A 20,175-nucleotide genomic window follows, 5' to 3' on the forward strand; every position below is an offset into this window, starting at 1 on the left:
CATGAGAACTGACTCCTAAATAGGTGTCTACTTTTATGGAGTCAGATCAGCTAGCAGTGAAGTGAAGCGCCGTAGCTTGGGTTGAGACTAGAACACTTGAGAAAAAAGCACGCCACGAATACGTAATAGTCCTAATACTAATCGAAAATAATACCAATCGTGTTAAGTGATGAGGCATTTATAGCGACAGATAAAAATTTCGATACACGACTGTATAGATGTTTAAGGTAGAGTAATACTGGAGTAATTGCCAAGAACAACTAAATAACAGCTCTATAATTTACCAAACCTATGCCTTTGCGAGAGTAAAGTTGCAACAATAGATATTAATATGCACACGGCAGAGCCTACCACTAGGAAGCGGTTCTCGATTCGACTGACTTGCCTTTCACCTACAATTTGATAGGTCACATCCCCCTCAATAAAGCGTTCGCCTTGGTATTGCTGAGTGACGTTAAATGCTAAAAAGTCACCTAGTTTTGCTTGATAGGTAAAGTAGGTTTGTGGATAAAAAATTTCATATGTTGCACATAACCACGCTATCAGCCCACATATAAATAAAGCCAAGCTCATAATTAAAGTGATGTTTGAGGGCTTATGTATCGCTGAACTTATAGGTAGGCATTTATCAATACAGCCTGCGCCATAGCAAAGTTTAAGCTTTTCAATTACCTCAGTTGAGGGGATAAACTGTCCATTTTCAAGCTTTGAAAGGTACGACTGTTGAATTCCAATTTCACGCGCTGCATAAGCCTGAGTCCACTTTTTATTTGCTCTAAGGCGTTTTAACTCCATTCCTAACGCTTGCATACCCTCTGCTCTTATTTGATTAGTTAAGCGTTTTATTATCGCTAAAATTAGTATTTATAAATAGTCTAAAAGCGTATATTCATGCTTATTAATATAAAGAATATTATGAATATTAATAGCTTATATTCAATTTAAGAAAATATAAGGTATGCTCAATTCGATTTTAATAAGGAGATATAATATGCCGAATAAATTTACTAGCGCTATTTTAGTGCTTATCAGTTCACTGTTTTTTATAAACCCCAGTTACGCAGAGCCTGTTTTTGCAATTAAGGCCAGTATTTATAAATTACAGAATGAGATTACCGTAGATAGTAAAATAGAGCAGGCTTTAAAAAATCTAAGCCCTACGCATCAACCTCAGCTACTCACGCTATTAAATAAAAGTGCAATGATAGAAATTGGTGATGATACGCAAATGACGGCGCTTGAAGTAAAGCCTAACGCAGAGGGGTCGCACTTTAACGCTAGCTTGAAGCTAAAAGAGCAGGTTGATGGCAAGTGGGAATCTATTTCTTCCTTTATGCCGCAAATACCAAATGGGCAAACAGTGTATTTAAGCCGCACCTTTACAGATAAAGTATGGCTGATAAAAATTACAGGCAAACGCTATGAATCAATAAAGCGTGCAGAGCAGGCCTTAAATCAAAAGTAACGCCTGTTAATTTACCGTACAGTGTGTGGCTGCAAAAAAAGTTTAATATAAGTTTGCTGGTAAAGTGTGGCGGGCACGTTAGTATGCGCTAATAAAGGTACAAGGAGCGTAGTATGGCTAAGCAAACAGTGTTAATTATAGGTAATGGCCCCGTCGAAAAGGATGTAAGTAAAGCCCTAAATAGCTTTGATAGAGTGGTGCGCTTTAATATGTGTGCAAACATGCCTGCATACTTAGGCCGTAAATGTACTGATTTATGGCTAGTAGGAAGAGGTAAGCAAGGCGCAATGCTTTGCGCAGCGTTTCCAGATATAGATATAACGCAGCTGAAAAATGTCATGATCACTGACCCAAAACCTAACTTATTTACTCAACCTTTTTATAAGTTAATTAACCGCAGGGGCTGTATTGACCATGGCGATGAAATAATACGTAAATATAGCCCGCATGCAAACGTGAGTCGAATCGCCCAGCACGATAAAACATTATTATTAAAACACTTATATACGTTTGGCAAACCTGCTTTTAAAGCTAAAACACCCAGTTCGGGAATGTTAGCTATTGAGCACTTTTTAAAGCAGCAAGCACAGGTGCATATTATCGGTTTTGGTTTTAAGGGCTGGAAGCGTCATCCGTGGGATTTAGAAAAGCAGTATGTAGCGTCACTTATTGCCAAACAAAAAGTACAGTTATTAATAAGCCCCAGTTAATGCTGGGGCTAAAAAGTTATAACCAAGCTATTACCAAATCATCTCAACAAATTCAGGGTGATCGATATACGGGTTACGATTACCTTGAAACTCATAAGCTGCTTGGTTACGGTCAAGCTCCATTTGGCTAACAGGGTCGGCGTTATGCCAGTTAAGTAGCATAGCTACCACCCAGTTTTCGAATACTTGATTGCTTGTGCCATTAAGGACTGCATTACTGGCAGTTGTGTTATTTTGCCACGAGCCTATTACATTCTCGTAGCGGGTTGCCATGTAAAAGTAAGCGCGGGCAAAGTCACCTTTAAACTCATCAATTGGCTCAAACACCGTACCTGAGTAATTAATAGAGCTTGCTGCTGAACCGACTTTACTACCGTTTGTTGATGTAAATGATGCGCTAGCCACTTCACCAAAAGGGTAGTTACTACGTTTTGAGTTTACATAACCGTCGGTTGCATAAATGTGGTGCACGTCTGAATTCATTGGCTCATTTGTGCCGCCAAACCAGCTTTTAGGGAACGAATGCTCGCGGTTATAGCAATCTGCTTCACTGTTATAAGTACCACACTGATCGCTCACCGCGGTGTAAGTATAGCTGTCGCTACCATTTGGCTTTTCACTATACATATCTAAAATACTGTTATCGTTTTCAAAGTATTTATCGCGTGCTGAAGAATCGTAAAAGCTCCAAATAGCCGAGTAACCTTGCGAGCTGTGATTTTTGATAATGTTATAAAGCTCAGTTTTTAATGCATAGCCAGATAAACCTTGAGTTGTTACGTAATAACCTGTTGGTGTTGGGTTAGTGCCACCGCCAGTATCACCACCAGAACCATCGCCTAATTCAAAAGTTGTACTATCTGTGTTATTAAAACTTGCGCCACTGGCAAGTGTGGTGCTGCCTTGAGTGAGCGCATAATTACCATTACCTACGTTACAGCACATACCGTCGCCATAGCTGTCACTTATAACTAGGGTGTATGCGCCATCAGTTAAACAGAGTTGCTCATTATATTGTGTGTTAGAGGCATAACCACTACCACTGGCTACGCTGCTACCTTGGCTGTTGTTAACCACCCAGCTGGTTTCGCTGCCGTAGTTATCGGTATTAAGGGTTAAAATAAGGCTATGGTCGTTACAGCTGCCTGAAGCGCCGCCGTCTGTATTAGGCAAAAAATTATCTACATAAACGGTTTCATTGCCATCAAAGCCGCTCATATCGTAAAAACGTAAACCAACATTAATGGTTTTATTACTGGTAGGCGTATAACTGTGGCTAATTGTTTGCCACTGGTTAGTTTGCGCTTGGTTAGAGTACCCTTGGTAGCCATCTACATACAGGCGGGCTCTTATGCTTCCTTCAGTGTGATATACATCCACTGAGAAATCATATGTTTTGCCAGCCTCCACACTAACTTGTTGTAATAAGTCGGTATTGCTTTGCGAGCCGGTGGTCACATTAATAGCCGCCGCGCTGTTTGCTTTATTTACGATACTGGTTGAGCGCGATACATTAATACCGCTATCAATTGTGGTCCACGCGTCAGGCGTATTGCCTGTCCACAGCTCAAATCCGCCATTTGCGACATTGGCCATTGCTGGGGTGGCGGCAATCAGTAATGCCGTGCTAAGTAACTTATTTTTGTATGTCCCGTGTGACATGATTTTTCCTATTTTTTATAGTTGAGTAAATAACATACACTATCTGCACAAGGTTACAAATTTGTTAAATACAAAATTAATAAAATGGCAATAATAAGCCTTTAAGCTGTTTTTGAAGGTCTTTATATAAATTAATAACTAAATGGAATAACAAAGCAGATTCTATTCTTTTTTTCTCACCGCATAGCCCGCTATCCTGCACACTAATAAAACCTCAGCAGAGTTACTCTGGGTGAGGTAAAACTCATTTTGAACAGCGCACCATGTGAGCTGTATGTAATTTTCAGGGTTATGGGGAACAAATTCATGTTGTTAGGTCAACTTAACGCAGCGGCAAGCCCGCTATCGCAAGAGCAAGTACAAAAGCTGCAAGGCTTAGTAGCAGAACTTAATCCGATTCAGCAAGCGTGGGTAAGTGGTTACTTAGCTGCAAATGCTAATTCTGCGGCTCTTGGTGGGCAAGCGCCTACAGCGGCTGCAAGCGATGCTGCGCCACTTACTATTTTGTATGGTTCGCAAACAGGTAATGCAAAAGGTGTGGCGACTAAGCTTAAAGAGCAAGCAGAGTCGCGCGGTTTAGCTGTAAAACTTGTGAGCATGTCTGACTACAAACCTACAGCCCTGAAAAAAGAAAAGTTTTTAACCGTTGTTGTATCTACCTACGGTGAAGGTGAACCACCTGAAGATGCTGAAACACTGTATGAATTTTTAACTACCAAAAAAGCCCCTAAGTTAGATGGCGTTAAAGTCGCGGTACTGGGTTTAGGCGACTCTAGCTATGAGTTTTTCTGCCAAACAGCAAAAGACTTTGAAGAGCGTTTAAACAAACTTGGCGCAGAAACTATTTTCCAACGTGCCGACCTAGATGTTGATTACGATGATGAAGCAGCCACTTGGATCACCGGTGCACTTGATGCATTCGAACCTGATTTAAAAGCGCAACAAGATGCTGCGGGCGGCCAAGTTGTATCAATGCCATTTGGCGCGCCAACAGCGGCAGCAAGCCAATACACTAAGCAAAACCCATTTGCGGCAGAGCTTGTTACCGTACAAAAAATTACAGGGCGCGACTCTACTAAAGATGTACGCCATGTTGAGATTTCGCTTGAAGGCTCAGACATCACCTACTTACCTGGTGATTCATTAGGCGTGTACTTTTTAAATGATGAAGCCCGCGTAGATGAGCTACTAACACACACGCAAATCGATTCAGGCACACTTGTAAAAGTGGGCGAAGAGTCACTGCCTATTCGCGATGCATTAATCGAAAAGTTAGAGCTGACTCAGTCATACCCAGGCTTTGTAGAAAAATACGCAGTTGCAACGGGCACGCCAGAGCTACTAAAGCTTGTAGAAGATAAAGCCGCGATGCGTGAGTACATTGAGCCTCGTCAAATTTTTGATGTAGTGGCACAAAATCCTGCAAAAATAGACGCACAAACCTTAGTTGATTGCCTACGTAAACTACAAGCGCGCTTATACTCAATCGCTTCAAGCCAAAGCGAGGTTGAAGAGGAAGTGCACTTAACGGTAGGTTTAGTTGAGTTTGACGCCTTTGGCAGCGAACATTTAGGTGGCTGCTCTGGTTATTTAGCACGCCGTGCTGAAGAAGGGTGTAAAGTTAAAGTATTTAGTGAGCACAACGACAACTTCCGTTTACCTAGCGATGATAATACCCCCATTATTATGGTTGGCCCAGGTACCGGTATTGCGCCATTCCGTGCATTTTTACAAGAGCGTGACTCGCGAGAAGCACAAGGCAAAAATTGGCTGTTTTTCGGTAACCCACACTTTACACAAGACTTCTTGTATCAAGTAGAAATTCAGGGTTATTTAAAATCAGGCCTATTAAGCAAAGTTGACGTTGCATTTAGCCGTGACCAAGCCGAAAAAGTATACGTACAAGACAAACTACGCAAAAATTCAAAAGAAATTTTTGAATGGCTAGAAGCAGGAGCGCATTTTTATGTGTGTGGTGATGCAAACCGCATGGCAAAAGATGTACACAACGCCTTAGTTGATATCATCAGCGAAAACACCGGTAAAAGCTACGAAGACGCAGAGCAATATTTAAAAGACTTACGTAGCGCTAACCGCTATCAGAAAGACGTGTATTAATCACGTTTCTTATTTTATTAACAGCTAGCAGCCGTCACTGTAACAAATTTAGGATTTAAAATGAGCGAACAAGATAAAAACGTAAAACTTTCTGATAACGAACGTTTGAAAAGAGAAAGTAACTTTTTACGTGGCACCATAGAGCAAGACTTAAAAGATGAAATTACCGGTGGTTTTACAGCCGATAACTTCCAACTTATACGTTTTCACGGTATGTACCAGCAAGATGACCGCGATATACGCCCTGAGCGCGCAAAGCAAAAGCTAGAGCCGCTGCACAATGTAATGCTACGTGCACGTATGCCTGGCGGTATTATCAAGCCTGAGCAATGGCTAGCAATTGATAAATTTGCCGATGAAAAAACAAGCTACGGCAGTATTCGTTTAACAACACGTCAAACGTTTCAATTTCATGGTGTATTAAAGCCAAATATTAAAGGCATGCACCAAATGCTTAATAGCGTTGGTATTGACTCTATTGCCACCGCAGGCGATGTAAACCGTAACGTACTATGTACGACTAACCCTGTTGAGTCAGAGTTACATCAAGAAGCGTATGAGTGGGCTGCAAAAATTTCTGAGCATTTACTTCCAAAAACGAAAGCATACGCTGAAATTTGGTTAAATGGCGAAAAAGCAGAAACCACAGAAGAGCCAATTTTAGGTTCTAACTACTTACCGCGTAAGTTTAAAACCACGGTTACTATTCCGCCTAACAACGAAGTTGATGTGCATGCGAATGACTTAAACTTTGTTGCTATTGCTGAAGATGGCAAGCTTGTTGGTTTTAACGTACTTGTAGGTGGTGGCCTTGCTATGACCCACGGTGATACGGCTACGTATCCGCGTAAAGCTGACGACTTTGGTTTTATTGCCCTAGAAGACACCTTAAAAATTGCTGAGCACGTTGTATCAGTGCAGCGCGATTGGGGTAACCGTTCTAACCGTAAAAATGCAAAAACTAAATACACACTAGACCGTGTTGGGTCTGACGTATTTAAAGCCGAAGTAGAAAAACGTGCCGGTGTAAGCTTTGCACCAAGCCGCCCTTATGAGTTTACTCACCGTGGCGATCGTATCGGTTGGGTAGAAGGCATTGATGGCAAGCACCACCTTACGCTATTTATACAAAGCGGCCGTATTTTAGACTACCCAGGTAAGCCATTAAAAACAGGTTGTCGTAAAATTGCAGAAGTGCACCAAGGCGATATGCGCATGACGGCTAACCAAAACTTAATTATTGCCGGTGTGCCTGCCGATCAAAAAGCTGTCATTGAAGAAATTGCCCGTAACCACGGCCTAATTGATGACAAAGACACTGAGCAACGTAAAAACTCAATGGCGTGTGTAGCATTGCCAACGTGTCCGCTTGCTATGGCCGAAGCTGAGCGTTACTTACCAAGCTTAATTGAAAAAACCGAAGCACTACTTGCTAAGCATGGCATACCTGATGACAGCATTATTATGCGTGTTGTAGGTTGTCCTAACGGTTGTGGCCGCGCAATGCTTGCAGAAGCTGGTTTAGTAGGTAAAGGCCCTGGTAAATACAACGTTTACCTAGGCGGTAATTTAGAAGGTACACGCATTCCTAAACTGTACCTAGAAAACGTAGGTGAAGATGTTTACCTAGACGCGTTTGATAAGCTAATTGGCCAGTGGGCAAGTGAGCGAAACGACGGTGAATGTTTTGGTGACTTTGTTATTCGCAAAGGCATTGTTGCTGAAGTAAAAGTATCAGTAACCGATTTTCACGCTTAATTAAATACCCACGCGGAGCGTGGGTGAGGTTTAAAATTGACCATGAGTGAATTTAAAAACATATTACAGCTTGATAAGCAAAGCCAAGCGGCATTGCTTGCAGATGCAAACGGCATACTTGCACCAATGAGTGCGGAGCAGCGTGTTGCATGGGCACTAGAGAACTTACCCGATACAGCTTTTTTATCATCAAGCTTTGGTATTCAAGCGGCGGTCATGCTGCATTTAGTAACATCTCAGCGTCCTGATATTCCTGTGGTATTAACCGATACGGGTTATTTATTTCCAGAAACGTATCAGTTTATTGAGCAAATGACAGCGCGCCTATCACTTAATTTACAGGTGTATAAAGCTGAGCTAAGCCCTGCATGGCAAGAAGCTAAATACGGTAAATTATGGGAACAAGGCGAGGACGGTATTAAGCAATATAATCAGCTTAATAAAGTAGAGCCCATGACCCGCGCATTAAAAGAAATTGGTGCCGGTACTTGGTTTAGTGGCCTGCGCCGTGACCAATCGTCGACCCGTGCAGATAAACAGTTTGTTGAGATAAGCCGAGGTACGGTAAAAGTGTACCCGATTATTGAATGGTCAAACCGCGATGTATATCAATACCTTACCAAGCATGATTTACCTTACCACCCATTATGGGAGCAAGGTTATGTGTCGATGGGTGATGTGCATACTACGCGTAAACTTGAGCCAGGTATGAGCGAAGAAGAAACGCGCTTTTTTGGTTTAAACCGCGAATGCGGACTGCATATTGACGGCGATGGTATTTAAAAAAAAGCGAATGCTAAACAACTATTTAAACGCAACTTAGGTTGCGTTTTTTATTGCAAAAAAATTGCCTGATTAAGTATTTTTTATTAGACTTGCCTTTCAAGGATTCATTTTTAAGCAGGAACGCTATGAAATACTTCACCTACTTGGCAATATCAGTCATGATCATTGCTGTTATCTCTTTGTTTTACCTAAAAAAGCCAGATGGCCAAACATGGCTTTCTAGTTCATCTATTAGTGCTGAATCTCACAAAATTAAAGAAAAAATGGTCGCGTTATCTACCAATACGCTTAATCAGGCAGTGCAAGGCGCAAAACAAGCGGGCGATAAAATTGCGCAGAGTGTAAACAATGATGCGGCGACAATTAAACCCGGTAGCAAAATTTATAAGTGGCAAGATAAAAACGGCCAATGGCATTTTTCAGATACGCCTAATGCAGATGGCAAAAGTATTGAGGTAAAACTTGATGCCCGCGATGTCACTGTTGTAGCCGCAGAAGACACCTCAATTTTGAGTAGCAGTGCAAGCACCTCAAAAAAGAGTATTCAACCACCTACACCTACCGTTTACAACGCTGAATCTATTCAAAAACTGTTTGAAGATGCCGAAAAGGCAAAGCAAAAATTAGAGCAGCGCAGTAAAGAGATGCAAAGTATAGGTGGGTACTAAATTTTATTGTGCGCTTAGTATTAAAACTTACTCAATATGAGGGGTTTTAATCGTGCGGGGTTTGTAATTAGTGAGCTGAGTTACTGCGCCTTCGTTAGGCTAAGGGCTTATAATCAGTTAAAAGCAATACCAAGCTGCAATACTCGTGAATTATTTAGCGCATAAAAAAGCCTAGCGACTGCTAGGCTTTTTAGTTTTAAGTATATGATTAGTCAAGCATGTTACGTAAAACGTATTGTAGAATACCGCCGTGCTTGTAGTAATCCCACTCTTTAGGGGTGTCTATACGTACATCGGCGCTAAAGCTGACTTTTTTGCCCTCAGCATTCGTGGCAATAATGCTCACTTCATTCGTTTTGTCGTACAAACCTTCAATATCAAACTGCTCTTGGCCAGTTAAATTTAATGATTCGTGGCTCTCACCCTCTTTAAACTGTAAAGGCAGCACACCCATACCAATAAGGTTAGAGCGGTGAATACGCTCATAACTTTGTGCAACCACCGCTTTTACACCTAATAAAAGTGAGCCTTTTGCTGCCCAGTCGCGTGATGAACCGGTACCGTATTCTTTACCAGCTAACACAATTAATGGTGTGTTACTCTTTTCATATTCCATTGCGGCATCGTAAATGCTGGCAAGCTTGTCATCAGGTTGGGTGCGAGTAACGCCACCTTCTGTACCTGGTGCGAGTAAGTTTTTAAGCCTAACGTTAGCAAATGTGCCTCGCATCATCACTTCGTGGTTACCACGGCGTGAACCGTACGAGTTAAACTGCGCTTTTTCTACGCCTTTTTCCTGTAAGTAAATACCGGCTGGCGCTTCAGCTTTAATGGCTCCCGCAGGAGAAATATGGTCAGTGGTTACTGAGTCGCCAAGTTTAGCTAAACAGCGCGCCCCTTCAATTGTTGGCACGCCTGGTGGTTCAACGCTCATGCCCTCAAAGAATGGTGCTTTTTTAATGTAAGTTGAGCCATCATCCCAATCGTAGAGCTTACCATCAGGAATTTGGATTTTTTGCCAACGGCTGTCGCCTTCGTATACGTTGGCATAGCTTTTTTCGAACATTTCTCTGGTTACCGTTTTTTGTACTAGTTCGCTGACTTCGCTCACGCTTGGCCAAATATTTTTTAGGTAAATATCGTTACCGTTTTCATCTTGCGCTAATGGCTCGTTGTATACATCTATGTCTGTACGCCCTGCAATGGCATACGCTACCACAAGTGGAGGCGAGGCTAAAAAGTTCATTTTAACGTCTTGGTGTATACGCCCTTCAAAATTACGGTTACCCGATAAAATAGAGCTTACAACTAGCTTATGCTTTTGAATAGCTTCGCTAATTTCATCTGCAAGCGGGCCTGAGTTACCTATACACGTGGTACAACCATAACCGACCAAGTTAAAGCCTAAGCTTTCTAGGTCATCCATTAGGCCTGCTTTTTCAAGGTAGTCGGTTACCACTTGCGAACCGGGTGCAAGCGATGTTTTAACCCACGGTTTTACATTAATACCCAGCTGTTTAGCTTTTTGAGCCACTAAGCCTGCGGCTAAAATAACACTGGGGTTAGAGGTATTTGTACAGCTTGTAATAGCGGCAATAACACAGGCGCCATCGTTTAGTTCAAATTCTTGGCCTTTAAACTTCACTTTGGCTGCACCCATAAACTGCGCTTCGTCTACCGGTTCATCAGGGTTGGTTGTTGGGCCTTCACTTTCAATGCGCGCTTCTTCAATATCGCTTTTATCACGACGAGCCATACGCTCATCTTGGAAACCTTTTAGGTGCTGGCCTATCACATCACCGGCTTTATCAAGTGTAATTCTGTCTTGTGGGCGTTTAGGACCTGCAAGGCTAGGTACTACATCGTCTAATTTAAGCTCAAGGGTGTCTGTGTAATGCGCTTCGTCGCCTTCATGGCGCCATAAGCCTTGGTGTTTAGCGTAGTCTTCAATCAGTTTGAGATGATCTTCATCGCGGTTCGTTAAACGCAGGTAGTTAATTGTTTCATCATCAATGGGGAAAATACCACATGTTGCACCGTACTCTGGCGCCATGTTGGCAATGGTCGCTCTATCGGCGAGCGGTAAATCAGCTAGGCCGTCACCATAAAACTCAACAAATTTACCCACTACGCCGTGGTTACGTAGCATTTCGGTAACGGTGAGCACTAAATCGGTAGCTGTGGTGCCCTCGGGTAAGCGGCCATTTAATTTAAAGCCCACTACCTGAGGAATAAGCAAGCTAATTGGTTGCCCAAGCATGGCTGCTTCGGCTTCAATACCACCTACGCCCCAGCCTAGCACACCTAAACCATTAATCATGGTGGTGTGCGAATCAGTCCCTACAAGGGTGTCTGGGTAGGCTATTGATTTTCCGTTTTCACTGTCGTTAAAAACAACACGCGCTAAAAACTCTAAGTTTACTTGGTGCACAATACCTGTAGCTGGTGGCACTACTTTTAAATTATCAAAAGCAGTTTGCCCCCAGCGTAAAAATTCGTAGCGCTCTTTATTTCGTTCGTATTCTAGCTTGGCATTTAAATCAAACGCACCGTCGTCACCATAGCCATCTACTTGTACTGAGTGGTCAATTACAAGTTCAGCAGGAGAAAGCGGGTTTATTTTTGCAGGATCGCCACCTAGCTTTTCCATTGCATCACGCATGGCAGCTAAATCAACAATGGCGGGAACACCTGTAAAGTCTTGCATTACCACACGTGCCGGCGTAAAGGCCACCTCAGCTGAGGGCTTTGCTTTAGGGTCCCAGTCAAGAAGGGCTTGAATGTCTTGTTCTTTTATATTTACGCCATCTTCATTGCGTAATAGGTTTTCTAGTAATACTTTGAGAGAAAAGGGCAATCGCTTTGCTTTGTCGCCTAATCCTTTAAGTGAGTGAATATGGTATTGCTCGCCATTAATCGTTAATTGTTGTTGGGTGTCGAAACTATTCATTTTTTGCCCCTTTGATAGTTAGGATTATGTCCTTGATAAAATAACGTGTTTATTTGCCAATAGTTTGCAAAGTGCATACCAGAGATAATAAATATGACAAATCAGGCTAAAAAGCAGGTAGCGCAATGCATGTTTTTTAGACAGTACTAAGTATAGAAGTGCTACCTAAAATTGTTTTTTCAAGTAGCAAAATAATGAGTTTACAAAAGGGGGGGAAGTTAGTTCAACCAACCTTGTTGTTTTCTTTTTATACTTAAATATAAAAGCAAAAACGCAATAACAATCACTAAAATAGGCATAAACACCGCGCTTACCCCCAGCATTTTAATGCTATTTATCACAATGAAATTATAAAATTGCTGAATAAATATCGCTACCAACGATAGCGCAAAGGTAGGCGTTGCAAATGCATTTTTGGCCAATAGTAGTATGCAGCCAAGGGTGCCACCAAATACCGCTACAGCAAACGCAATGGTAGACCATAAAGGCACGTTTGAATATGCAGCTTGTTGATCTAGCGGAAGTTTACTTATCATCTCGGGGGTCATCATAAGGTGCATTATAAATGCAAACACACCTAATAAATTCCAGATAAGTGCTGCCCACAGGGCGGGTTTAAACCAATTGGGTGTGGCTGAGGTTGTCATATTATTACCTTGTTTTTATTGTATTTTACGAGGTAATTAAAGAGCAAAAAGGCTAACTGTTCAAGCTAGCCTATACATATAATAAAAACGGCACAAAGCGCTAAGGGCTAGCCAAATGAGATAGGGCGGCGCCCTGTATTTTCATCAACCTTTGGCTTTTTAGTGCGCTTTCTTTTATTTTTTGCCGGCTTTTGAGCTGTTTCATTAGGTGTTTTTTCTGGCTGCGGCTGGGTTGTTGCCACTGGGCGCTCTACAGGAGTCGCATCTTCACTTAAAGTGAGTTGAAAAAGATCGCCATCAAATTCAAGTACATCGCCACTGTATAATTTTTTCCGTTTTATTGTACATATTTCATGGTTAACCCCAACATAGCCTTGCGCTATTAGGTTTTTAGCTTGGCCGCCACCTTCTACTAAATCGAGTACTTTTAGTAATTTACAAAGCTCTATAGGTTCTTCTTCAAGTTCAATTTCAATGTATTCTTCTGACATGGTTATCTCTGTTGGTGGCGCATAAGCAGCAAGTATAAAGGCTTGCACTGTTTTTTGCACCTAGCAAGCTCGCCCGAGTGGGATAAAAAAGAGTGATAAATATAAAACTTTTTTCAACTTTAAAAAAACTGCAGCATTTGATGCGTATGCTCTAGCAAAAATTTGGTGTGCTATTTGCTATTGCTTTGGCAAATAAAAAATCGTACCTAAAACATGGTAATTATCTCACCGTTTTAATTGTTTAGGTCTGCATATAATTGGAGCAGTAAATGGGCATAAGATTAGCAATGAAAAAAGAGCTAATGGGCTTAGATAATTCAGATATGCTGACAGCAGATGATGTAAGAGCTCACTTAGCTAACTCGGTAAAAACACAAAAAGAGCAAGATGAACGCGGCTTTTCGGTTATTTCTAAGTTTAACGATACGCACAGTCGGCTAATTAGTGGTGATCCACTTAAAAAATCAAAACTGGAATTTGAACGTCATCGCTTATTTAACGAAGTTTTATATACGCGCCAAAGTGTAGATGCCTGGTTAGACAGCCAAACAAATTATACCAACGTACAATAATACTTAATTAAGCACATGAGTATTAAGTTGCTATAGATAGTTTCCTCCAATAGACTACAATTGTAATCATTGGAGGGTCACTATGAAAAATGGCATTTTAATCTGTATGTGGGCGCTATTATTAACTGCGTGCCAACAACCTACCGTTTATGTTTTTAGCGAAAACTTGCAAGATGAGCAGCGCAAGCAGCTCGATGCTGCGCTAAAAGCACAAAATCTTCCTTATGAATACGTAGCGCTAGAAATCCCATCTACCTTTGGTGAGGCTACATTACTCTTATCAAGCGATAAAATTTACCCAAAAGAAACTGAGCAGTTAGCTACTATTATGCAGGGGCTAGGTTACGAGCCACAAGTTAACTATACAACGCGTTCAAATCATTTTTATGGTGATGGCAATATAGGCTTTTATTTAAAGAGCACTGATGGAGAAGACGCTTTTACTATGCCGTCTCGGCTAAGAACAACTCATTGCAGCGAAGACAAGTACAATGATTTACTCGTCACATTTACAGATAAATATGCTGACTTTACCTTACCCAGTGGCGCTGTTGTAAGGTTAGGTTGGGAGTTTTTATATGGTTATGTTGTTATTTATTATAAAACCTACTCGCAAACATATAGCCACTCACAGCCGCTTGTAGCGACGCCCTTTGGCGCTAAGCCATCCGATACGTATACATTTACGGCGCATGTTAATCACCCCAGCTGGCTTGATTGCTCACTACAAATTGTTTATATGGACTGAGGGATAGAGTTAACCGTGGGTTTCTATGTGCTCACTCAGCTTTGCAATGCGCAGACTCATACCTTCTATGATTCTATCTTTAATTTTTTCGCGTATTACATTAGGCAAGCGAGTAAGTGCCTCTGGGGTAATGGCAAGTACTATGGTGTCGGTTTTAGCGCGAGCGCTCGTACTGCGCTCGCGGTTATTAATAAATGCGCCTTCACCGATAAACTCACCGGGCTCTATAGTGCCAAGCTCCAGCAAGTGGTTATGTTTAAAAACAAGTAACGCACCACTTAATACAATGTATAAGCGTTTGTCGTTATCGTATTGTTTAAATAAAAACTGATGCTGGTTAACTAAATACAATAACCCAAACGACTCTAGTAGCACTTGGCGTTCAGCAAGGCTGAAGTCTTTAAAAAAGTGCAATCTATTCACTATTTCCATTTGTTTAAACAATGGAATGTGTTCTATTAATTTCATCCTAGGGCCAACGAGTAACAGTTAGAAACTAGCTAATATTGCGCTCTTTTAATTTGCGGGTCAACGTGTTGCGCCCCCAGCCAATTTTTATGGCTGCATCTTGTTTATGGCCAGAGCAATTAGCCAGTGCTGTTTTTATAAGGCGAGTTTCAAGCTGAGCTTGAATATCAGGCCAAATGTTTTCTTTACCTTGCTTAAGCTCTTGGTTGAGCCATTGCTGAAACGCATCAAGCCAATCACCTTCTTGTTGAACAGGCGCTGCATCAATGATCTCTGGTGGTAGGTCTTGCTCACTTACTAATTCACCAGGGGCCATAACGGTTAACCAGCGACAGGTATTTTCAAGTTGGCGCACATTACCAGGCCAGCTAAATAGCCTAAGCTGCTCTGTGGCTTTTGGGCTTAGCACTTTACTTTCTACTTGTAGGTCTTTTGCGCTTTTGTGTAAAAAGTGCTGCGCTAGGCGCTCAATGTCTTCAGTTCTTTCTCTAAGAGCCGGTAAACGAAGGCGCACAACGTTTAAACGATGAAATAAATCGTCCCTAAATTTACCCTGTTTTACTAAATCTTCTAAATTTTGATGCGTTGCAGCAATAATGCGTACATCAACTTTAATACTTTGGTGCCCGCCCACACGGTAAAATTCACCATCGGCGAGTACACGTAATAAACGTGTTTGCACATCCAGTGGCATATCGCCAATTTCATCTAAAAACAGTGTGCCGCCATTGGCTTGTTCAAAGCGGCCTTTACGAACGCTATCGGCACCAGTAAATGCGCCTTTTTCGTGGCCAAATAGCTCAGACTCCACAAGCTCTTTTGGAATAGCGGCCATGTTTAATGCAATAAACTGGTTTTCTTTACGTGGGCTGTGGTTATGCAAAGCGCTGGCAACAAGCTCTTTACCTGTGCCAGACTCACCATTAATTAGTACGCTCATACTTGAAGCCGACAGTTTACCTATCGCTCTAAACACTTCCTGCATCGCAGGGGCTTCGCCAATAATGTGCGCGCTTTTAGGTGGAACTTGTTTACGCTTAGTTTTTTTAGTTGAATTTGCTCTACAGGCACTTTCGATTAATGCCACGGCTTCGTTTAAATCAAATGGCTTGGCTAAGTACTCAAACGCGCCTTTTTGAAATGCGTTAACCGCTGAGTCTAAATCTGAGTGGGCGGTCATTATAATAACCGGCAGCCCTGGGTTTTGCTCTGCTATGAGTTCAAGCAATGCCATGCCGTCCATGCCTGGCATCCGTACGTCAGATACCAACACGGTTGGCTGGCTAAATTTTAGCGCGCTTAACACGTCTTGCGCATTTGCAAAGCTTTCTGCTTCAAACCCTGCGCGTGTCAGCGCTTTTTCTAATACAAAGCGAATTGATGCGTCATCATCTACAAGCCAAACTGTTTTCATGCCAACTCCAAAACATTAATCTGCAAAAGGCAGATAGATATTAAATTCAGTATGGCCAGGCCAGCTATCGCAGTCTATATAACCGTCGTGCTGATCTATGAGCGTTTGTGCGATTGAAAGCCCTAGCCCTGAGCCACCTTCTTTGTTGGTGATCATCGGGTAAAACAATGTTTCGCGAACGCTTGGGTCTATGCCTGGTCCATTATCAGAAACCTGGATCAACAAGGCTTTTTTAGGGGCTTTTCCGGGGCGGCGATACTGATGATTAATGCGGGTTTTTATTTTTATTTCACCGCCATCAACTAACGCCTGTTGAGCATTGCGTACAATATTAAGTACAACTTGCTGAACCTTGCCTTGGTCAATAAACACATCAGGGATACTTGGGTCGTAATCTTTAACTAGACTAATATTTTTACAATTATCTAATGTGCTTAATTTAACAACCGACTCAAGTGTTTGGTGAATATTGCCATACGACTTTTGCGGAAGCTGATTTGGCCCAAGTAGCCTATCAACTAATTCGCGTAATCGGTCGGCTTGCTCAATTATAAGCTCAGCGCATTCGTCCCTTTCTTGTTGATCTACCTCATACTGCAATAACTGCGCCGCTCCGCGTATTCCCCCTAAAGGATTTTTAATTTCGTGAGCAAGCCCTCTAATTAAATTTCGTGCAGCTTGATATTGATGCATTTGGTTAGAGGCTTTGTCGTGTTTTATTTCTTCATCGGTTTTACGACACTCAAGTAAAATATAGCGTTCGTTTTTAAACTTAACTTGGCGCGATGTAATAGCTATTTTTGCATGGCGAGAATCTATAAAGACCACGTCAGCTCTGTGCTGGCTGCAATCTACACCATCAATAAGTGAGTACTGGGCTATGCGCTCTAAATCCACAGAATGGTAATTAAATAAGCTGTTAAAGGTTTGCCCAATAATGCGCTTTTTACCCAAGCCGAGTAGTTCGCTGGTGCTGGTGTTGGCATAAACAAGGGTAAAACTTTTATCAAGTAACATGACCGATGTAGTTTGATTTTGCCAAATGGCATTGAGAAGTTCAGGGCTAAAATTTTGTTCGTTTGACATCTTTGCACCACTTTAGTGCGTTAATATTTGCAAGCAAGTTTTAATCAGTAAATACTGCTGCGCTAATTTTGCTTCATGAGACATTGTACTTAATTTACAGCCTTTCTTTGCATCACAAAGGTACTGGGCTGACTGATAGCAATGGCTTGATTTTGTTTATTATAAAGTTTGAGATACAAAGTATGAGCTCCGTTTTCTACATCCCGAATGGCAAACGTTGATAAATCGCTTGCGGGCCCATAAGCGTTACCGTTTAAAAATAGCTGTATGGTAAAGCCAGCTTCAAAACGGGGTGTTATGCGGCTTGTTACGTACACCGAGCCGGTGTTTTCGCGTACGGTTTGGTTATGTGTAGGCGACGATATCATAATTTGAAAACGGTTAGGGTGCGTTGGTTGTGGTGAACCAGGGGTGTGTTTATCGGTTTCAGACAGGGTAAGATCTTGGCTGCTTAGTTTTATTTCGTGCGCGCCACTACGTGGTGTATCTGAGAACACTAAAACACCATTTTTATCTTTCCAAGCATAAATTTTCTTATTGCTTGCATAACTATAAATGCTTAATCCTAAAGCAAAAAATAGTAATAATATCCTGTAATTCACATTGCTACCCTGCATATTTTGTAATTACATAACTTTAGTGGAGATAACCCTAATTTACCATAAAAAAAAGCCCGCTAAGCGGGCTTGAGAACACACATTTATTATCTTATCGATAATTTTGTCTACGGCGTATTAAACGCTATAGTACATTTCAAACTCAACTGGGTGAGTTGTCATGTTAAGTTTTTCAACTTCTTGAGATTTAAGTGCAATGTATGCATCGATTAAATCATCAGTAAATACGCCACCTTGTGTTAAGAATTCACGGTCAGCACTAAGTGCTTCTAGCGCTTCATCTAGTGAAGATGCAACTTGTGGAATTTCTGCTGCTTCTTCTGCTGGTAGGTCGTATAAATCCTTGTCCATAGCATCGCCAGGGTGGATCTTGTTTTTGATACCGTCAAGGCCAGCCATAAGCATTGCAGAGAAAGCAAGGTATGGGTTAGCAGTTGGATCTGGGAAGCGTACTTCGATACGACGACCTTTTTCAGATGGTACAACTGGGATACGGATTGATGCAGAACGGTTACGTGCAGAGTATGCAAGCATTACCGGTGCTTCAAAACCTGGTACTAAACGTTTGTACGAGTTAGTTGAGGCATTTGCAAACGCATTGATTGCTTTAGCGTGCTTAATAATACCGCCAATGTAGTAAAGTGCATCTTCAGAAAGACCACCGTACTTATCACCAGCAAAAAGGTTAACACCGTCTTTTGCTAAAGATTGGTGACAGTGCATACCAGAGCCGTTATCGCCTACAACAGGCTTAGGCATAAATGTGGCCGTTTTTCCGTAAAGGTGAGCCATGTTATGAATAACATATTTCATCTCTTGGATTTCATCCGCTTTTAATACCATTGTATTAAAGCGAGTTGCGATTTCGTTTTGACCCGCTGTTGCAACTTCGTGGTGATGCGCTTCTACTACTTGGCCTAGTTCTTCAAGTACTAAACAAGTAGCTGAACGCCAATCTTGTGAAGAGTCAACTGGTGAACATGGGAAGTAACCACCTTTAACACCTGGGCGATGACCTGTGTTACCACCTTCGTAGTCTTTATCTGAGTTCCATGCTGCTTCAACAGCATCAATTTTGTACATAGAACCTGACATATCTGACTTGTATTTAACATCATCAAATAGGAAGAATTCTGGCTCAGGGCCAAATAAAACTGTATCTGCGATACCGGTAGATTTCATGTACTCTTCAGCGCGTTTAGCAACTGAACGAGGGTCACGCTCGTAGCCTTGTAGTGTAGATGGCTCTACAACATCACAACGTACGATTAGCGTAGCTTCTTCTGTGAATGGGTCTAATTTTACTGAATCAGCTACTGGCATAAGTACCATGTCTGATTCGTTAATGCCTTTCCAACCTGCAATTGAAGAGCCGTCGAACATTTTGCCGTCTTCAAAAAAATCTTCATCTACTTGGTGATGAGGAATAGAAACATGTTGTTCTTTACCTCTAGTATCAGTAAAGCGTAAATCAATGAACTTAACGTCATTTTCTTTAATAAAATCTAAAACCGATTGTGACATGTGTCCTCCAACTGTTGGGTTTTATTATTGCTGCATTAAATGCTTTGGTTTTTTAGTAAGCCGATTTTATGCCATTATTTTAACTTGCTGTTTATTAAGTTAAAAATTATGGTTGCACAAAAGTGGTCACGGGCTTTGCACTTTTGTGGTGCGTAAAATATCCACATTGGTGCAAAAATTTCACGCTCGATTCTGCACGTATTTTAATCACCTAAATCAGCTTAACTTAAATAGTAAATAGTGCCAAAGCAATCAACAAATTAGCTAAAAAACGACAATTTATGTAATTTGTCGAAATTTATTTTATATAATTGTCATATAAAAAACAGATACTTAGTAAAAGTATTAAGAAAGTTTTTAAAATTGTATTGGATAAACTTTCATCCATGTCATTAATGAGGGATAATATGCGCCCTTTTAAATCCTATGCTGGGACATCTGGTGAAAACGCAGATGAGTGCGTAGATCTTGCAGGATCAATGAGAATAAAC

Annotated in this window: 18 protein-coding genes; 8 read left to right on the top strand and 10 right to left on the bottom strand. The window is 41.5% G+C overall.

From position 1 onward, the window contains the following. Nucleotides 1-273 precede the first annotated feature (273 nt). The gene (locus tag AN395_RS14020) at nucleotides 274-810 is read right to left on the bottom strand and encodes a helix-turn-helix domain-containing protein (protein ID WP_054983359.1); all 537 of its coding nucleotides are present in this window, start codon (nucleotides 808-810) and stop codon (nucleotides 274-276) included. A gap of 181 nt (nucleotides 811-991) precedes the next feature. On the opposite strand from AN395_RS14020, the gene AN395_RS14025 reads away from it, so the two are divergent. Together AN395_RS14025 and AN395_RS14030 are read left to right on the top strand one after the other, a co-directional pair. Then, nucleotides 992-1,465: a hypothetical protein gene (locus AN395_RS14025; RefSeq protein ID WP_054983360.1), complete on the top strand. Its 474-nt coding sequence runs from the start codon at nucleotides 992-994 to the stop codon at nucleotides 1,463-1,465. A gap of 113 nt (nucleotides 1,466-1,578) precedes the next feature. After that, nucleotides 1,579-2,175: a hypothetical protein gene (locus AN395_RS14030; RefSeq protein WP_054983361.1), complete on the top strand. Its 597-nt coding sequence runs from the start codon at nucleotides 1,579-1,581 to the stop codon at nucleotides 2,173-2,175. Nucleotides 2,176-2,205: 30 nt separating this feature from the next. On the opposite strand, the gene AN395_RS14035 is transcribed toward AN395_RS14030, so the two are convergent. Beyond that, nucleotides 2,206-3,837, bottom strand: a complete 1,632-nt coding sequence (locus AN395_RS14035; RefSeq protein ID WP_054983362.1) for an endonuclease — start codon at nucleotides 3,835-3,837, stop codon at nucleotides 2,206-2,208. Nucleotides 3,838-4,143: 306 nt separating this feature from the next. On the opposite strand from AN395_RS14035, the gene AN395_RS14040 reads away from it, so the two are divergent. The 4 genes from AN395_RS14040 (at nucleotide 4,144) to AN395_RS14055 (ending at nucleotide 9,167) form a co-directional block, all read left to right on the top strand. Beyond that, nucleotides 4,144-5,955, top strand: coding sequence for an assimilatory sulfite reductase (NADPH) flavoprotein subunit (locus tag AN395_RS14040; RefSeq protein WP_054983363.1), 1,812 nt, complete (start codon nucleotides 4,144-4,146; stop codon nucleotides 5,953-5,955). Between the two features lie 60 nt (nucleotides 5,956-6,015). Beyond that, nucleotides 6,016-7,713, top strand: coding sequence for an assimilatory sulfite reductase (NADPH) hemoprotein subunit (gene cysI, locus AN395_RS14045; RefSeq protein WP_024031990.1), 1,698 nt, complete (start codon nucleotides 6,016-6,018; stop codon nucleotides 7,711-7,713). A gap of 42 nt (nucleotides 7,714-7,755) precedes the next feature. Further along, a complete protein-coding gene (locus tag AN395_RS14050) occupies nucleotides 7,756-8,496 on the top strand; it encodes a phosphoadenylyl-sulfate reductase (RefSeq protein WP_004589442.1) in 741 nt (246 codons plus the stop codon). 128 nt (nucleotides 8,497-8,624) lie between these two features. Next, nucleotides 8,625-9,167, top strand: coding sequence for a DUF4124 domain-containing protein (locus AN395_RS14055; protein WP_004589443.1), 543 nt, complete (start codon nucleotides 8,625-8,627; stop codon nucleotides 9,165-9,167). A 208-nt stretch (nucleotides 9,168-9,375) separates the two neighbouring features. Here the strand turns inward: AN395_RS14055 and acnA are convergent, their stop codons facing one another. The 3 genes from acnA to AN395_RS14070 form a co-directional block, all read right to left on the bottom strand. Beyond that, nucleotides 9,376-12,117, bottom strand: a complete 2,742-nt coding sequence (acnA, locus tag AN395_RS14060; RefSeq protein WP_024031992.1) for an aconitate hydratase AcnA — start codon at nucleotides 12,115-12,117, stop codon at nucleotides 9,376-9,378. Between the two features lie 218 nt (nucleotides 12,118-12,335). After that, the gene (locus AN395_RS14065; RefSeq protein ID WP_054983364.1) at nucleotides 12,336-12,764 is read right to left on the bottom strand and encodes a hypothetical protein; all 429 of its coding nucleotides are present in this window, start codon (nucleotides 12,762-12,764) and stop codon (nucleotides 12,336-12,338) included. 107 nt (nucleotides 12,765-12,871) lie between these two features. Continuing rightward, a complete protein-coding gene (locus tag AN395_RS14070) occupies nucleotides 12,872-13,255 on the bottom strand; it encodes an RNA-binding S4 domain-containing protein (protein WP_054983404.1) in 384 nt (127 codons plus the stop codon). A 269-nt stretch (nucleotides 13,256-13,524) separates the two neighbouring features. On the opposite strand from AN395_RS14070, the gene AN395_RS14075 reads away from it, so the two are divergent. Beyond that, nucleotides 13,525-13,827 (top strand): hypothetical protein, encoded by a 303-nt coding sequence (locus tag AN395_RS14075; RefSeq protein ID WP_004589447.1) that lies wholly within the window; start codon nucleotides 13,525-13,527, stop codon nucleotides 13,825-13,827. 82 nt (nucleotides 13,828-13,909) lie between these two features. Further along, a complete protein-coding gene (locus tag AN395_RS14080) occupies nucleotides 13,910-14,575 on the top strand; it encodes a hypothetical protein (RefSeq protein WP_054983365.1) in 666 nt (221 codons plus the stop codon). 9 nt (nucleotides 14,576-14,584) lie between these two features. On the opposite strand, the gene AN395_RS14085 is transcribed toward AN395_RS14080, so the two are convergent. The 5 genes from AN395_RS14085 to glnA form a co-directional block, all read right to left on the bottom strand. After that, nucleotides 14,585-15,043 carry a Crp/Fnr family transcriptional regulator gene (locus tag AN395_RS14085; RefSeq protein ID WP_054983366.1) on the bottom strand — a complete coding sequence of 153 codons (459 nt, stop codon included), beginning with the start codon at nucleotides 15,041-15,043 and terminating at the stop codon, nucleotides 14,585-14,587. Nucleotides 15,044-15,071: 28 nt separating this feature from the next. After that, complete coding sequence (gene glnG / locus AN395_RS14090; RefSeq protein ID WP_004589451.1) at nucleotides 15,072-16,457, bottom strand: nitrogen regulation protein NR(I); 1,386 nt, start codon at nucleotides 16,455-16,457, stop codon at nucleotides 15,072-15,074. Between the two features lie 15 nt (nucleotides 16,458-16,472). Further along, nucleotides 16,473-17,543 (bottom strand): nitrogen regulation protein NR(II), encoded by a 1,071-nt coding sequence (glnL, locus tag AN395_RS14095; RefSeq protein WP_054983367.1) that lies wholly within the window; start codon nucleotides 17,541-17,543, stop codon nucleotides 16,473-16,475. An 89-nt stretch (nucleotides 17,544-17,632) separates the two neighbouring features. Continuing rightward, nucleotides 17,633-18,145, bottom strand: a complete 513-nt coding sequence (locus AN395_RS14100; RefSeq protein WP_095206666.1) for a DUF4124 domain-containing protein — start codon at nucleotides 18,143-18,145, stop codon at nucleotides 17,633-17,635. 132 nt (nucleotides 18,146-18,277) lie between these two features. After that, entirely contained in the window at nucleotides 18,278-19,684 is a 1,407-nt protein-coding gene (gene glnA, locus AN395_RS14105) for a glutamate--ammonia ligase (RefSeq protein WP_024031998.1), read from the bottom strand. Between the last annotated feature and the right edge of the window lie 491 nt (nucleotides 19,685-20,175).

This window comes from Pseudoalteromonas sp. P1-30, from assembly GCF_001400005.1.
GTDB classification, from domain to species: Bacteria; Pseudomonadota; Gammaproteobacteria; order Enterobacterales; family Alteromonadaceae; genus Pseudoalteromonas; species Pseudoalteromonas atlantica.

What these genes read in the sequence shown, in the direction of transcription:
- AN395_RS14070 (WP_054983404.1), bottom strand. Translation starts at nt 13,255, where the DNA reads ATGTCAGAAGAATACATTGAAATTGAACTTGAAGAAGAACCTATAGAG.
- AN395_RS14040 (WP_054983363.1), top strand. Translation starts at nt 4,144, where the DNA reads ATGTTGTTAGGTCAACTTAACGCAGCGGCAAGCCCGCTATCGCAAGAG.
- glnL (WP_054983367.1), bottom strand. Translation starts at nt 17,543, where the DNA reads ATGTCAAACGAACAAAATTTTAGCCCTGAACTTCTCAATGCCATTTGG.
- AN395_RS14050 (WP_004589442.1), top strand. Translation starts at nt 7,756, where the DNA reads ATGAGTGAATTTAAAAACATATTACAGCTTGATAAGCAAAGCCAAGCG.
- cysI (WP_024031990.1), top strand. Translation starts at nt 6,016, where the DNA reads ATGAGCGAACAAGATAAAAACGTAAAACTTTCTGATAACGAACGTTTG.
- AN395_RS14055 (WP_004589443.1), top strand. Translation starts at nt 8,625, where the DNA reads ATGAAATACTTCACCTACTTGGCAATATCAGTCATGATCATTGCTGTT.
- AN395_RS14080 (WP_054983365.1), top strand. Translation starts at nt 13,910, where the DNA reads ATGAAAAATGGCATTTTAATCTGTATGTGGGCGCTATTATTAACTGCG.
- glnG (WP_004589451.1), bottom strand. Translation starts at nt 16,457, where the DNA reads ATGAAAACAGTTTGGCTTGTAGATGATGACGCATCAATTCGCTTTGTA.
- AN395_RS14035 (WP_054983362.1), bottom strand. Translation starts at nt 3,837, where the DNA reads ATGTCACACGGGACATACAAAAATAAGTTACTTAGCACGGCATTACTG.
- acnA (WP_024031992.1), bottom strand. Translation starts at nt 12,117, where the DNA reads ATGAATAGTTTCGACACCCAACAACAATTAACGATTAATGGCGAGCAA.
- AN395_RS14085 (WP_054983366.1), bottom strand. Translation starts at nt 15,043, where the DNA reads ATGAAATTAATAGAACACATTCCATTGTTTAAACAAATGGAAATAGTG.
- AN395_RS14075 (WP_004589447.1), top strand. Translation starts at nt 13,525, where the DNA reads ATGGGCATAAGATTAGCAATGAAAAAAGAGCTAATGGGCTTAGATAAT.
- glnA (WP_024031998.1), bottom strand. Translation starts at nt 19,684, where the DNA reads ATGTCACAATCGGTTTTAGATTTTATTAAAGAAAATGACGTTAAGTTC.
- AN395_RS14065 (WP_054983364.1), bottom strand. Translation starts at nt 12,764, where the DNA reads ATGACAACCTCAGCCACACCCAATTGGTTTAAACCCGCCCTGTGGGCA.
- AN395_RS14025 (WP_054983360.1), top strand. Translation starts at nt 992, where the DNA reads ATGCCGAATAAATTTACTAGCGCTATTTTAGTGCTTATCAGTTCACTG.
- AN395_RS14030 (WP_054983361.1), top strand. Translation starts at nt 1,579, where the DNA reads ATGGCTAAGCAAACAGTGTTAATTATAGGTAATGGCCCCGTCGAAAAG.
- AN395_RS14020 (WP_054983359.1), bottom strand. Translation starts at nt 810, where the DNA reads ATGCAAGCGTTAGGAATGGAGTTAAAACGCCTTAGAGCAAATAAAAAG.